This window comes from Microbacterium sp. WCS2018Hpa-23 (assembly GCF_031843845.1).
Classification (GTDB): Bacteria; Actinomycetota; Actinomycetes; order Actinomycetales; family Microbacteriaceae; genus Microbacterium.
The window spans coordinates 69,915-82,960 of record NZ_JAVTIZ010000013.1; the positions used below are offsets into that span (position 1 = coordinate 69,915).

General features: G+C 68.7%; 17 protein-coding genes. 9 read left to right on the plus strand and 8 right to left on the minus strand.

Annotation, left to right across the window (positions count from 1 at the left end):
* Positions 1-61: 61 nt before the first annotated feature.
* Positions 62-1,258: an ROK family protein gene (locus RQG77_RS18570; RefSeq protein ID WP_311246063.1), complete on the plus strand. Its 1,197-nt coding sequence runs from the start codon at positions 62-64 to the stop codon at positions 1,256-1,258.
* 28 nt (positions 1,259-1,286) lie between these two features.
* Here the strand turns inward: RQG77_RS18570 and RQG77_RS18575 are convergent, their stop codons facing one another.
* Both RQG77_RS18575 and RQG77_RS18580 read right to left on the minus strand, forming a co-directional pair.
* Entirely contained in the window at positions 1,287-2,426 is a 1,140-nt protein-coding gene (locus RQG77_RS18575) for a Gfo/Idh/MocA family oxidoreductase (protein ID WP_311246064.1), read from the minus strand.
* Positions 2,426-3,232: a sugar phosphate isomerase/epimerase gene (locus RQG77_RS18580; RefSeq protein ID WP_311246065.1), complete on the minus strand. Its 807-nt coding sequence runs from the start codon at positions 3,230-3,232 to the stop codon at positions 2,426-2,428. Before RQG77_RS18580 ends, RQG77_RS18575 begins: the two co-directional genes overlap by 1 nt.
* 110 nt (positions 3,233-3,342) lie before the next feature.
* Here RQG77_RS18580 and RQG77_RS18585 point away from each other — a divergent pair, with 110 nt between their 5' ends.
* The 3 genes from RQG77_RS18585 to RQG77_RS18595 are packed head-to-tail and all read left to right on the plus strand — an operon-like array spanning position 3,343 to position 5,591.
* Positions 3,343-3,969 (plus strand): helix-turn-helix domain-containing protein, encoded by a 627-nt coding sequence (locus RQG77_RS18585; RefSeq protein ID WP_311246066.1) that lies wholly within the window; start codon positions 3,343-3,345, stop codon positions 3,967-3,969.
* A gap of 9 nt (positions 3,970-3,978) precedes the next feature.
* Complete coding sequence (locus RQG77_RS18590) at positions 3,979-4,608, plus strand: DUF4166 domain-containing protein (protein WP_311246067.1); 630 nt, start codon at positions 3,979-3,981, stop codon at positions 4,606-4,608.
* Complete coding sequence (locus RQG77_RS18595; protein ID WP_311246068.1) at positions 4,605-5,591, plus strand: DUF1731 domain-containing protein; 987 nt, start codon at positions 4,605-4,607, stop codon at positions 5,589-5,591. The genes RQG77_RS18590 and RQG77_RS18595 overlap by 4 nt, the downstream gene beginning before the upstream one ends.
* Here the strand turns inward: RQG77_RS18595 and RQG77_RS18600 are convergent.
* The 3 genes from RQG77_RS18600 to RQG77_RS18610 form a co-directional block, all read right to left on the minus strand.
* On the minus strand, positions 5,588-5,986 hold the full coding sequence (locus RQG77_RS18600; protein ID WP_311246069.1) for a PLDc N-terminal domain-containing protein: 399 nt from the start codon (positions 5,984-5,986) through the stop codon (positions 5,588-5,590). The two genes, RQG77_RS18595 and RQG77_RS18600, sit on opposite strands and share 4 nt — an antisense overlap.
* Before the next feature lie 38 nt (positions 5,987-6,024).
* Positions 6,025-6,954 carry an aldo/keto reductase gene (locus RQG77_RS18605; protein WP_311246070.1) on the minus strand — a complete coding sequence of 310 codons (930 nt, stop codon included), beginning with the start codon at positions 6,952-6,954 and terminating at the stop codon, positions 6,025-6,027.
* Between the two features lie 69 nt (positions 6,955-7,023).
* Complete coding sequence (locus tag RQG77_RS18610) at positions 7,024-7,248, minus strand: XRE family transcriptional regulator (protein WP_311246071.1); 225 nt, start codon at positions 7,246-7,248, stop codon at positions 7,024-7,026.
* Between the two features lie 94 nt (positions 7,249-7,342).
* Between RQG77_RS18610 and RQG77_RS18615 the strand changes: the two genes are divergently transcribed.
* The 3 genes from RQG77_RS18615 to RQG77_RS18625 are packed head-to-tail and all read left to right on the plus strand — an operon-like array spanning position 7,343 to position 8,822.
* Positions 7,343-7,720, plus strand: coding sequence for a helix-turn-helix transcriptional regulator (locus tag RQG77_RS18615; RefSeq protein ID WP_311246072.1), 378 nt, complete (start codon positions 7,343-7,345; stop codon positions 7,718-7,720).
* A 23-nt stretch (positions 7,721-7,743) separates the two neighbouring features.
* The gene (locus tag RQG77_RS18620; protein ID WP_311246073.1) at positions 7,744-8,184 is read left to right on the plus strand and encodes an ImmA/IrrE family metallo-endopeptidase; all 441 of its coding nucleotides are present in this window, start codon (positions 7,744-7,746) and stop codon (positions 8,182-8,184) included.
* Between the two features lie 35 nt (positions 8,185-8,219).
* On the plus strand, positions 8,220-8,822 hold the full coding sequence (locus RQG77_RS18625) for a GNAT family protein (protein ID WP_311246074.1): 603 nt from the start codon (positions 8,220-8,222) through the stop codon (positions 8,820-8,822).
* Positions 8,823-8,844: 22 nt separating this feature from the next.
* On the opposite strand, the gene RQG77_RS18630 is transcribed toward RQG77_RS18625, so the two are convergent.
* Positions 8,845-9,075, minus strand: coding sequence for a hypothetical protein (locus tag RQG77_RS18630; protein WP_311246075.1), 231 nt, complete (start codon positions 9,073-9,075; stop codon positions 8,845-8,847).
* Between the two features lie 78 nt (positions 9,076-9,153).
* Between RQG77_RS18630 and RQG77_RS18635 the strand changes: the two genes are divergently transcribed.
* Positions 9,154-9,765, plus strand: a complete 612-nt coding sequence (locus RQG77_RS18635; RefSeq protein WP_311246076.1) for an NAD(P)H-dependent oxidoreductase — start codon at positions 9,154-9,156, stop codon at positions 9,763-9,765.
* Between the two features lies 1 nt (position 9,766).
* On the opposite strand, the gene RQG77_RS18640 is transcribed toward RQG77_RS18635, so the two are convergent.
* On the minus strand, positions 9,767-10,099 hold the full coding sequence (locus tag RQG77_RS18640) for a hypothetical protein (RefSeq protein WP_311246077.1): 333 nt from the start codon (positions 10,097-10,099) through the stop codon (positions 9,767-9,769).
* A 49-nt stretch (positions 10,100-10,148) separates the two neighbouring features.
* Entirely contained in the window at positions 10,149-11,171 is a 1,023-nt protein-coding gene (locus RQG77_RS18645; RefSeq protein ID WP_311246078.1) for a hypothetical protein, read from the minus strand.
* A gap of 72 nt (positions 11,172-11,243) precedes the next feature.
* Between RQG77_RS18645 and pgi the strand changes: the two genes are divergently transcribed.
* Positions 11,244-12,923, plus strand: coding sequence for a glucose-6-phosphate isomerase (gene pgi / locus RQG77_RS18650; RefSeq protein ID WP_311246079.1), 1,680 nt, complete (start codon positions 11,244-11,246; stop codon positions 12,921-12,923).
* The last annotated feature ends 123 nt before the right edge of the window (positions 12,924-13,046 follow it).

The window sequence follows — 13,046 nt, forward strand, 5'->3', positions numbered from 1 at the left end:
TCTTCGTAACGAATCGGAAGTCAATCGAGGACGCACGTAAGTGCTGTGGTTTACTGACGCAATGGTTGACGCACTTCGCCCCGCCGCGGCGGCGAATCCCGGGGCCGGAGAGATCTTCCAGATCCTCCGCGACGGCACCGCCCGCACCAAGGCCGAGCTCGCAGCCCTCACCGGCCTCGCACGCTCGACGGTGGCGCTGCGAGTGGACGCACTGCTGGCCGCCGGCCTGCTGCGTCCGGCAGGAGAGGCGGTCTCGACCGGCGGACGCCCGCCCGCCCGGCTGGCCTTCAACTCCCGCGCCGGCGTGGTGCTGGCCGTCGACCTCGGCGCCACGCACGCGACGATCGCGGTCGCCGATCTCGCCGGGGTGATCCTCGATTCGCGCACACGCACGATCGACATCGGCGACGGACCCGAGAGCCTCCTCGATGTGATCCTCGCCGACGGCGCGGCCCTTCTCGACGCCCCCGCTTCCGCCGGGATCTCGCTGCTCGGCATCGGGATCGGGGTTCCGGGCCCGGTCGAGCACTCGACGGGGCGGCCGACCAATCCGCCGATCATGCCCGGGTGGGACCGCTTCGACGTCCCCGGCTACGTGCAGCGCACCTTCGACGTACCGGTCCTCGTCGACAACGACGTCAACATCCTCGCGCTCGGCGAGCACGCCACGACCTGGCCGCACGTCGACGACCTGATCTTCGTCAAGGTGTCGACCGGCATCGGCGCGGGGATCATCGCGGGCGGCCAGTTGCAGCGCGGCGCCCAGGGCTCGGCGGGAGACATGGGGCACGTACAGGTTCCGAGCGGATCCGGCTCAGCCAGGGAACCCGGCGACGAGCGTGACCTCGAGGCCCTCGCCAGCGGCGCCGCGCTGGCGACGGCTCTGCGTGCGGGTGGGCACGAGGCGAGCAGTCCTGCCGACGTCGTCGACCTCGTCCGCGGCGGCAATGCCGCGGCCATCGAGGCGACGCGACAGGCGGGTCGCGATGTGGGCGAGGTCCTCGCCACGGTCGTCAACCTGCTCAACCCGTCGATCATCGTGCTGGGCGGCAGCATCGCCCGGGCCGGTGAGCACCTTCTCGCCGGGGTGCGAGAGGTCGTCTACCGACGCTCGATCCCCCTCGCCACGCAGCATCTCGCGATCGTGCAGTCGCAGGCCGGTGACCGCGCGGCCGTGCTCGGTGCAGCGATCATGGTCGCGCGCGAGGTGCTCTCGCCCGCGAACGTCGACCGTCATGTGGCGGCGAGGACGCGCTGACCGCGCTCCTCACCGCCACCGACGTATCTCAGAGAGTCGACTCGAACGGGTCGAAGCCGGCGTCGATCGCACCGACCTCGTCGAGAGTGCTCTCGACCTTCACGAAGCTGCGGGACTCCGCCGCCTCCTCGATCGACAGCAGGGTGTCGAGCACGTGGTACCCGAACTCGCCGGTGGCGACGTGCGGGCGGCCCGCAGCGATCGAGCGCGCCATGTCGAGCAGACCGACGCCGCGACCCGAGAGCACACCTTCCTGCTCGACGTCGACGACGTCCTGCACGGTCGGCTCCGGCGGCACGAAGACCCGCGACAGCGGACGAGTGATCGTGATGGGCCCGCCGAACGTGTTCGGGTCGGGGATCACGATCGTGCCCTCGGTGCCGGTGATCTCGACGATGCCCTGTCGCAGCAGGGGCGAATCGGTGCTGTACAGGCTCTGCGCCTGTCCGCCCTGCTCGAAGTCCATGAGCACGCTCAAGGTCGACGGGATCTCGACCGGGAACTCCTGACCGGCGAGCTCGCCGACCTGCACCGTGCGCGTCGGTGTGCCCTGCAGCCCGAGGGCGGCGACGGCCGCGACGGGACCGAACACGTGCACGAGCGCCGACACGTAGTACGGCCCCATGTCGAGCAGTGGCCCTGCGCCCTTGGCGTAGAGGAACGCGGGGTTCGGGTGGAAGATCTCCGGCCCCTGCCACTGGAAGGTGGTCTGGGCGAAGAGCGGCCGACCGATGTCACCGCGTGCGATCGCTCGCTTCGCGGTCTGCACGCCGGGTCCGAGGACGGTGTCGGGCGCGACGCCGACGCGGAGCCCCGCGGCATTCGCCGTCTGCAGCAGACGCAGCGACTCGTCACGGCTCACACCGATCGGCTTCTCGGTCCAGACATGCTTGCCCGCGGCGATGATCGCCTCGGACACCTCGACGTGGACGGCCGGGATCGTCAGGTTCACGACGATGTCGATCTCGGGATCGTTCAGCACCGCATCGACGCCACCCGCACGCGGGACGCCGTACTTCTCAGCCTGCGCCTTCGCACGGTCCACGAGCAGGTCGCCGATGGCGAGCACCCGCACATCGGGGAACGTCGTGAGGTTCGACAGGTACTGGTCGCTGATGTTGCCCGCGCCGATGATGCCGACGCCGACGGGTCCGTTGCCGATGGCCATCAGCCGGCCACCTTCTCGTCGAGGTAGACGCGGCTGCGCTCGACGGCGGCCCACAGGTCTCCCTCGAAGTGGTCGAACTCGACGATCGCGAGCTCGAGGGCCGGAGCCGCGGCGATGGCCTCGACGAGCGGGACAGTGCCCTCCCCCGCAGGCACCTGGTCGGCCGGCGGGTAGGCGGCGAGAAGAGCCGGGTCGAGTGTTCCGTCCTTGGCGTGCACCGCGATCACGCGGTCGCCGAGACGCTGCAGCAGTGCGACAGGGTCGACGCCTCCGCGGGCGACCCAGTACAGGTCGACCTCGAGCACGACGCGCTCGTCGAGCAGGCCGGCGAGCACTTCGAGTCCGGTCACGCCGTCGAACACGGCCTCGAGCTCATGCGCGTGGTTGTGGTAGCCGACGCGCACGCCGACGCTCGCGCCGACGGCGGCAGCCTCGTTGAGCAGGCGGGCCGTCTCCTCGATCTGCTCGATCGACTCCCAGCGGGCGGGCTCGGTGTACGGATCGATGACCGTGCCCATGCCGAGCACCTTGGCGGCGGCGAACACCTCGGCGGGCGAGGGAACGGGCAGCGTGGTGCCGCTGCCGTCGGGGTTCACGAACGACTGCGAGGCGAGGAACGCGTGGCCCGAGGGCGCGGTGAGACCGGCTGCCGTGAGCGCATCGGCCATCGGCTGCGCCCGGCGCACGAAGTCATAGGGCTCGACGGCGGTGAATCCGCGGGCGGCGACCTCTTTCAGTGAGCCTTCGAGGTCGGCCTCCAGCTGGTCCTTGATCGTGAACAGCTGGATGGAAGTCTGGATCGTCACTGGTCTCTCCTTCAGTCTGCGGCGACGTGCGGGCTCGACGACCCGTCTGTCCGAGCACGCTATCAGCAAATACCTCCGCGCGGAAGTTTTCATTTCGCTACACTCGTCCCATGACCGACGACCTCCCCGCCGCCGATGAGGACCGCCCCCGTCCGCGCGGCGCATACGCGAAAGGGATCGCCCGCCGTCAGGAGATCCTGGACCGGGCGATCGAGGTCTTCGCCGCACGGGGCGCCGACCGCACGAGCCTGCGCGCGATCGCGAGCGCCGTCGGCGTCACGCACTCCGCCCTCACCCACTACTTCGGCTCACTCGAGGAGCTGCTGGTGGCGGTCTACCAAGAGAGCACGGCCCCCGAGCGACAGCAGCCGGATACGCTCCCCGATGACGCCACCCCCACCTCGCGCATGCTCGAGTCCGCTCGTACCAACCGCGAGATCCCCGGCCTCGTGCAGCTCTACTCGACGCTGGTCGCCGCCGCGCTGGAAGAGGGCCACCCCGCAGCACGCGATTTCGCCACGACGCGGTTCTCCCGTCTGCGCGCAGACATGGCCGACGTCGTGCGACGCCAGCAGGAGAGCGGACGCATGCGCGACGACGTGGATGCCGATGCCGTCGCCGCACTCATCGTGGCGGCATCCGACGGCCTGCAGACGCAGTGGCTGCTCGACGACTCGGCGCCCCAGCAGGAGGCGCTCGCCCTGCTCGACCGGCTGCTGCGCCCCGCCGCTCGATAGGGTGAAGGGGTGACAGCAGCGGACACCGCACAGGGGTCGCCCTACGAACGGGCTCTCGGCGAGCGCATCTCCGAACTCCATCCGAAGACGGCCTGGTACTTCCGCACCATCCCCGACGGCCACGTCGGAGTCGGCACCGGCGTCTTCACGAGCGCGGGTTCGCGGCATCGGTGGCTGTGGCCGGTGTTCCGCATCGCGGAGGCGCTCGGCGTCGCGTTCGCCGGATGGGAGCAGGACGTCCCGTTCCGGATCGAGAACCGCACGATCGACGGGACGGCCGTGGCCGTCAGGCACTTCGAACTCCCCGGACGCACGTGGGTGATGCCCGACGTCGTCTCGCTCGGTGCGAACCGGATCCTGCGCAACGAGATCGGCCCTCACCGCACGGTCGTGACGACCTTCGACATCGACGTCCGCGACGGAGCGGTCGTGCTCACCATCCGTCGGGTCGGGATGCGGTTCGGACGTCTTCGCATCGCCGCCCCGGGTTTCCTGCGTCCGCGCATCGGCCTCGTCGAGCGTTGGGACGAGGAGCGCGAGCGGCACCACGTGAACATGACGATCGATGCTCCCCTGCTCGGTCGCGTGTACGAGTACACCGGATTCTTCGAGTACGCGATCGAGAGCGAGACCCCGTGACGGATGCCATCCCTTCCCCCGAAGGCCCCGTCGTGATCGGCGGATCCACCGGGTTCATGGGCCAGTACCTGATCCCGCGCCTGCGCGCGGCGGGGCGCGAGGTGATCACGATCTCACGGTCGGGCGCCGACATCGCCTGGGGCGACCAGGATGCGATCGACCGCGCCGTGGACGGCTCCGCGCTGGTCATCGGTCTCGCCGGCAAGAGCGTGAACTGCCGGTACACCCCCGACAACCGCGCAGCCATCTTCCGCTCGCGGCTCGACACCACGTCGTCGCTGAGCACCGCGATCGCGAAGGCATCGAGCCCCCCGTCGCTGTGGGTGAACTCGTCGACCGCGACGATCTACCGCCATGCAGAGGACCGTCCGATGACCGAGTCGTCCGGCGACCTCGGCACCGGTTTCTCCGTCGAGGTGGCGAAGGCCTGGGAACGCGCACTGTTCGCCGACGACCTGCCGCACACCCGCCGGGTCGCACTGCGCAGCGCCATCGTGCTCGGCCACGGAGGCGTGCTCGGCCCCCTGAAGAACCTGGCCCGGCTCGGCCTCGGCGGCGCCCAGCACGACGGCCCGTGGCCCGTGAGCCGCGCCCGTCGCGCCGCCGGCACGGGGCACCTCCCCGGCGCACGGCGGGGAGCGCAGCGGTTCAGCTGGGTGCATGTCGAAGACGTCGCGCGCATCATCAACTTCCTCGAGGCGACTCCGTCTCTCGAGGGGCCGGTCAACGCCGCCTCTCCGAACCCGTCCGACAACGCGGAGTTCATGGCCACCGTGCGCCGAGTGCTCGGCGTCGGCTTCGGACCGCCGATGCCCCGCTGGATGCTCGAGCTCGGCGCCATCGGCATCCGCACCGAGACAGAGCTGATCCTGAAGAGCCGATGGGTGATCCCCGAGAAGCTCACTCTGGCCGGCTTCGAGTTCGCCTACCCGAAGCTCGAGGACGCCATCCGGGAGTCCTTCGACGTCGCGGCGGCTGCTTAGCCCGCAGCAGGCTCCGACCCCGCGGGCGACTCTCCACCCTCGCTACGGCGCTTCTCGATCTCCTGCCGCAGACGCCATTCCTCGATCTCGCGGTCGAGGTCGGCGATCTGCTGCTCGGTGCTCCGAGTGTCGACCGGCGCAACAGCGGGGCGCGGGTCCGGACGACGCGTCGTCGGTCGAGCGGCGGGACGCATGCGCGGGATGCGCAAGCCCGCCTCCGAGTATTCCCGGCCGATCGCGAACCACAGCAGGCTGCCGATCAGCGGCAGCAGGATGACGATGACGATCCACGCCATCTTGGGCAGGAACCTCACCTGTGCGTCTTCGCGCTTGATGATGTCCACGAGCGCGCCGACCATCAGCGCGATGACGAGGATCGAGAACAGGAACGGCATGAGTTCAGGGTAGACGACGCGCGTGCGTCACGCCCGGACTACGGGAGCAGGTGCCCCGCCGCCCGGAAGAGCTCGTACCACTCGGCGCGTGTGAGTTCGATATCGGCCCCCGCCGCCGCGTCCCGCACTCGCTCGGGCGTGGTCGTGCCCAGCACGACCTGCATCTTGGCGGGGTGCCGCGTGATCCAGGCCGTCGCGATCGCGATCGGCGTGACCCCGTACGACGAGGCCAGACGGTCGAGCACCGCGTTGAGCTCGGCGTACTCGGGGTTGCCGAGGAAGACCCCGGTGAAGAATCCGCCCTGGAACGGCGACCAGGCCTGGACCGTGATGCCGTTGATGCGGCAGTACTCGACGATGCCGCCGCCGTCGCGGACGATGCTCTGATCCTCACCCACCATGTTGGCGGCGACGGGCTGGGCGATGATCGGCGCGTGGGTGATCGACAGCTGCAGCTGATTGGCGATCAGCGGCTGCGTCACGGCCGTGCGGAGCAGATCGATCTGGCGAGGGGTGTGGTTCGAGACGCCGAACGCGCGCACCTTCCCTGCGGCTTCGAGCTCGTCGAACGCCCTGGCGACCTCGTCCGGCTCGACGAGGGCATCAGGACGGTGCAGCAGAAGGACGTCGATGTGGTCGGTGCGCAGCGCCGTCAACGAACCCTCGACCTGGCGGACGATGTGCTCGTACGAGAAGTCGAAAGATCCCTCCGCGGGGTTGATGCCGCACTTGGTCTGCAGCACGATCTCCTCGCGCTCGGCGGAACTCAGCCCGAGCGCGTCGGCGAATCGCGCCTCGCAGAAGTGCATGCTCCCGCCGTAGATGTCGGCGTGGTCGAAGAAATCGATCCCCGCGGCACGGGCGGTGTCGTACAACTCACGGATCTGCGCGGCATCCTTGTCGTCGATGCGCATCATTCCGGCGACGACGGCGGGGGCGGTGGCGGATCCGAACGGGACGGTCTTCATACCCCCACGCTAGTGCGATCGCGTCTCGAGACGCGAGGTGCGCGTACGTCAGTCACCGCTCGGTGCTTGTCACCGATCGCCAACTCGTGGCAAGAGCCGCGCGGCGTCGATCGAGAGGGCACCCGCGATCTCGGCCAGGTCCGTGACCGTGAAGTCGAGCTGCATCGCCAGCTGCTTCTGCAGCACATGCAAGGCGATGCCCGTCTCATCTGAGAGCCACGGGACGGTTCGGCCCGCGCGCACGAGTTCGGATCTCACGGTCAATGCCACCGCTCGTCGCAGATCTGTCGTCACCTGTAGACAGTATCGCCACGCATGATGGGCGACAAGGCCCTCTCGGTCCAATATGACGGCATCCTGGCTTCATCCCGGTGCTATCGTGACTCACGTGAAGACACCGGGCGAGCAGTTCAACGCGGCCGTCGGGCGCCAGCTCCGAGGCGAGATCGGCGCCGCAGGCAGCAGCATCGCGGCGATGGCGCGCGAGATCGGCATCGCCCGCAGCGCCCTCGACAACTACGTCACCGGCAAACGCGCCATCCCGATCCCGGTCCTCTACGCCGTCAGCGCGTCGCTCGATCTCGAGCCGCACCTCGTCCTCAGCCGCGCCGAGGAACGACTGCGCGCCGAGGGCGGCCTCCACACCGCGACCGTCACGCCTCTCCGCCCCCGCACCGATGTCCGCGGCCGGCGCGAAGATGAGGCAGAGGTGGCGTTCGAGTCGCCCCTCGCGCACGACGACGACACCGACGATCTCTACGACTGACGACCCCGCGACGAGGAGGCCTCATGGAGAACCTCCTCCGCCTGCTCGAAGAGAACGGGCTGCACCTCATCGAGCGGTCCGGACGCACGTTCGGCGGCTACGAGCCTCGCACCGCCACGATCCGGGTGGCTCCTGGACTGAGCGTGCGGACGACCTGCAGCGTGCTGGCGCATGAGCTCGCGCACGCGATGCTCGGACATACCCCGACGGCGGATGCCGCCGCACGCGATCGCCAGGAGCGACGCGCCGACGAATGGGCTGCGCGGCTGCTGATCGACCCCGCAGCGTATGCCGCGGCAGAGCAGGCACGAGGGCCGCACCCCGCGAGCCTCGCCTTCGACCTGGGTGTGACGGTCGAGATCGTGCTCGCCTACCAGCGGCTGCTCCGTCGGGTGGGAGAGACCACCTACGTCGGCGCGAGGATGGGCAGCGGCCAGTGGGAGCATCGCCTGCCGAGCCCTTGACGATCCGGAGGTCTCGCCGCTGGTTGAATGACAGCATGACGTTCCGCACCGCGCCTGCCCCGATCACCCTCACCGGACGCCTCGTCGAGCTCCGCCCGCTCGAGGTCTCCCACCACGACGGGCTCCTCGACGCCCTTCTCGAGGGAGACCTGTGGAAGAACGCGTGGTACACGTCCGTCCCCTCGCCCGAGGGACTCGCCGCCGAGATCGATCGCCGGATCGGCCTCATCGACAGCGGCGGGATGATCCCCTTCACCGCGTTCGACTCGTCCGGCCGCATCCTCGGCCTGACGTCGTACTACGACATCGACGAGGATGCACCCCGGCTGCACATCGGGTACACGTGGAATCGCCCTTCCGCGCACGGCACCGGCACGAATGCGGAGTCGAAACTGCTGCTGCTCCGCCACGCGTTCGAAGACCTCGGCGTGTTCCGAGTGGGACTGACCACGCAGTGGATGAACTTCCAGTCCCGCGCCGCGATCGAGAGGCTCGGCGCGAAGCAGGACGGCGTCATGCGCGCGATGAGCCGTTACCGCAACGGCGCCCTGCGAGACAGCGTCGAGTTCTCGATCATCGAGCCCGAATGGCCCGCGGTGAAGGCGAACCTCGAGATGAGACTCGTCAAGCGGAGCTGAGAGTTCCGGCGGGCGGCGCCGATCACTCGGTCGGGTTGCCCGACCAGTTGTCCTTGCGGCGGGTGGCCGACCCGCGCTGACGCATCATGAAAGCCAGCGACAGGCTGGTGATGAGGAGTCCGGCGACGAAGACGATCGCCTGGAATTCCTCCAGCGACTGAGCGAACCCCATGAGCCAGATGCCTCCGAGGAAGAGGATCATGAAGAAGATGAAGCTGAGGATCACGGGGTCTCCTGTCGTAACGGCCGTCATCCAGGATACCGTCTAGCGCAGACGCCCCGGTGACGGAACCCCCTGGGGGATCCGCGGCGATGGTGGTTTCGTGCAGACATGACAGCACAACTGACCGCCCTCGCCATCTCCTGCACCCTGAAGCCCTCCCCCGCGGACTCGAGCACCGACCTGCTCGGGTCGCAGATCCTCGCCGCCCTCGGCGAGCACGGGGTCTCGGGAGAGATCGTACGAGCCGTCGATCACGTGATCAGCCCGGGCGTCGAGGCCGACATGGGCGGCGACGACCAGTGGCCGACGCTGCGCGAGAAGGTGCATGCCGCCGACATCCTCGTGTTCCTCACCCCGACCTGGATGGGCCAGCACTCGAGCGTCGCTCAGCGCGTGCTCGAACGGCTCGACGCCGAACTGAGCGAGTCCGATGACGAGGGCAGGCCGATCCTGTTCGACAAGGTCGCGATCGCGGGCATCGTCGGCAACGAGGACGGCGCGCACCATATCGCCGCGATCCTGTTCCAGTCGCTGAACGACATCGGCTACTCGGTGCCGGCGCAGGGGTCCGTGTACTGGAACGGCGAGGCGATGCAGACCGTGGACTACAAGGATCTCGATGAGACGCCAGAGAAGGTCGCTCAGGCCACGGCCACGGCCGCCCGCAACGCGGCGCAGCTCGCCCGGCTGCTCAAGGCCGACGGGTATCCGGCCGAGTAGCTCAGGCGCGCGGCTTGTCTCCGTCCGCGACGGTCGGTCCGACGTAGTCGTCGATCACGAGCTCACCGGTCGCGTTGAGGGAGCGCATCATGTCCTCGATGCGGTGTTTCTCGACGGGCAGCGACTCCGCCGACGTGAAGAGGAACTGCAGCGGGATGGCGGGGTGGATCCACACGGTCAGGCGACCGGTGTCGCCTCCCTCGCGCGGGTGCCAGGTCATCATGAAGCTCTCCTGGCGGCGCAGCTTCGTGCCGACGATGACCTTGAGGTGTGCGAGCGTCTCGTCGTCGATCAGTATCGGCTCCGATGTGCCGTCATACCGCAGTCTTCCCATGAAAGAAACCGTACCTCGTGCGGGTGCTCCCGCGTGCACGCACGTGCGATCACACGGCGCGGCGGAACGTCACGACCTCGTCACGACGAGAGCGCTCCACGGTGAGTCCCGCGCGCTCCAGTCGACGGAACACGCGTCGGGGCAGTGGGGGGAGCTCCGCAGTGCGGCCTGTCGGAGGTTTCGCGAGGCCGACGATGAGCGAGAGGTCGACACCGGCACCTCGCACCTCCACCCGGGCGTAGTCGCTGCGCATCCGCCAGACGAGGGTCTGGAGTTCCGAGAACGGGATGCGAGGGCGCGACGAGCCGATGCGGATCCGCAGCTCGTCGTTGCCGAACGCGAGCGTGCACCAGAGCGTCCGACGTCGCAGCGCAGCCCTGAGCACGAGGTACACCGGAAGCCCGACGACCACGCCCATGACGATGATCGCGATCCGGGGGCCCATGTTCATCACCGCATCGCCGAACGCGATCAGCAGTGCGGTTCCCGCGAGGCCGACGATCAGGACGACTCCGATGATCCCGAGGGTCAGCGAGCGCATCCGCAGATCGAGCGCCGGGAACTCGACACGTGATCCGTCGCCGCCGTCCTCCCGCTGCCATTCGGGTGGCGTGGGTGCCGGCTGCTTCGTGTCCCGACGGCGGAACAGATCGGTGATCCGTGAGAGCAGCCCGAGCCAGATCCATGCGGTGGCGGGGGCCGCCGCGATCTGCAGCACCACGATCACCGCCCGCACGGATTCGGGAAGGCCGTCGAGAAGATCGTCCCCGCCGAACTCGATGACGAAGAGCATGAGCGCGGTCAGCACCGTTGCCACGCCGAGCTCCAGCACGACGCCGTTGCGCACGGGTCGCATCTCCATGGTGGCGTTCACGAAGGAGAAGGCGAGGCTCCACCCTCCGATCAGCATCAGGAGGAACGAGAAGAAGCCCAGATCATCGCCCGCGAGCGTCCAGACGATCGCAGCGGCGAGCAGGACGAGCCCGACGATCAGCGGATCCCGCACGAATCGGCGGGCGACGGACGCCCTGATCCGCCGGTCTGCGGTGGTTTCGGGGGCCGTGTCGGTCATCGCAGCAATCCTAGAGCGACCCCGCGCGTCATCACGGGCTCATCGGGTCGCCCACCGCAGTACCGTGGATCCATGACCGCTCCTGTTGATCCGACACTCACTCCCGCCTGGTCCGAGCTCGCCGCGCTCCGCGAGTCGATCAGCGCCGATCTGCGCGGGTGGTTCGCCGCCGACGCCGACCGCGCCGAGCGCTTCTCGTTCCCGCTCGGCGATCTCCACGTCGACCTGTCGAAGAACCTCGTCACCGACGAGGTCTTCGCAGCGCTGGTGCACCTCGCAGAGCAGACCGGCGTGGCCGAGCGCTACACGGCGATGCTCGAGGGAGCACACCTCAACACGTCCGAGGACCGTGCCGTGCTGCACACGGCGCTCCGCCGCCCTGAAGGGGCCTCCCCCGCGCTGGTCGTCGACGGCCAGAACATCGATGCGGACGTGCAGTCGGTGCTCGACGCACTGAGCGCGTTCGCGACGCGGGTCCGCGCGGGCGAGTGGCTCGGGATCACCGGCAAGAAGGTCACTCACGTCGTCAACATCGGCATCGGCGGCTCCGACCTCGGCCCCGTGATGGTCTACGAGGCACTGAAGCCGTATGCGGATGCCGGCATCGAGGCACGGTTCGTGTCGAACATCGACCCCACCGACCTCGCCCAGAAGACCGCGGACCTCGACCCAGAGACCACGCTCTTCATCGTCGCGTCGAAGACCTTCACCACCCTCGAGACGCTCACCAACGCCCGCCTGGCGCGTGACTGGCTGTGGGCTGGCCTCGCAGCATCCGGTGCCATCTCCGACGATGACGACGCGCGCACCGACGCCGTCGCGCACCACTTCGTCGCGGTGTCGACCGCACTCGACAAGGTCGCCGCCTTCGGCATCGACCCCGCCAACGCGTTCGGGTTCTGGGACTGGGTGGGCGGTCGCTACTCGGTCGACTCCGCGATCGGCCTGTCGCTCGCGATCGCTCTCGGCCCCGACACCTTCCGCGATCTCCTGTCCGGGTTCCACGCCGTCGACGAGCATGTGCGCACCACGCCGCTCGAGCGCAACGTGCCCGTGCTGATGGGCCTGCTCAACGTCTGGTACGTGAACTTCCACGGCGCCGAGACGCACGCCGTGCTGCCCTACGCGCAGCAGCTGAGCCGGTTCCCCGCATACCTGCAGCAGCTCACGATGGAGTCGAACGGCAAGTCCGTCCGCTGGGACGGCACGCCCGTCACGACAGACACGGGCGAGGTCTTCTGGGGCGAGCCCGGCACCAACGGCCAGCACGCGTTCTACCAGCTGATCCACCAGGGCACCCGGCTCATCCCCGCCGACTTCATCGCCTTCGTGAACCCGGCGTACCCGCTCAGCGATGGCGGCCAGGACGTGCACGAGCTCTTCCTCGCGAACTTCCTCGCCCAGACGAAGGCGCTCGCTTTCGGCAAGACCGCCGAGGAGGTCGAGGCCGAGGGCACCACGGGTGCTCTCGTCGCCGCCCGCACGTTCGCCGGCAACCGACCGACGACGTCGATCTTCGCGCCTGCCCTGACGCCGCAGGTGCTCGGCCAGCTCATCGCCCTCTACGAGCACATCACGTTCACCCAGGGCACGATCTGGGGCATCAACTCGTTCGACCAGTGGGGCGTCGAGCTCGGCAAGCAGCTCGCGATGCAGATCGCCCCCGCGATCGGCGGCGACGAGTCGGCGATCGAGGCGCAGGATGCGTCGACCAGGGCCCTCCTCGAGTACTACCGGGCGAATCGCAGGTAAGCGAGGACCAGACAGACGAAGAAAGCCCCTCCGTGCTTGCGCTCGGAAGGGCTTCTTCGTCTGTGGACCTAAGGGGACTCCGCTTCACGTGCTCCGCTCGGAAGCTCCCCGAATCACTCAGCC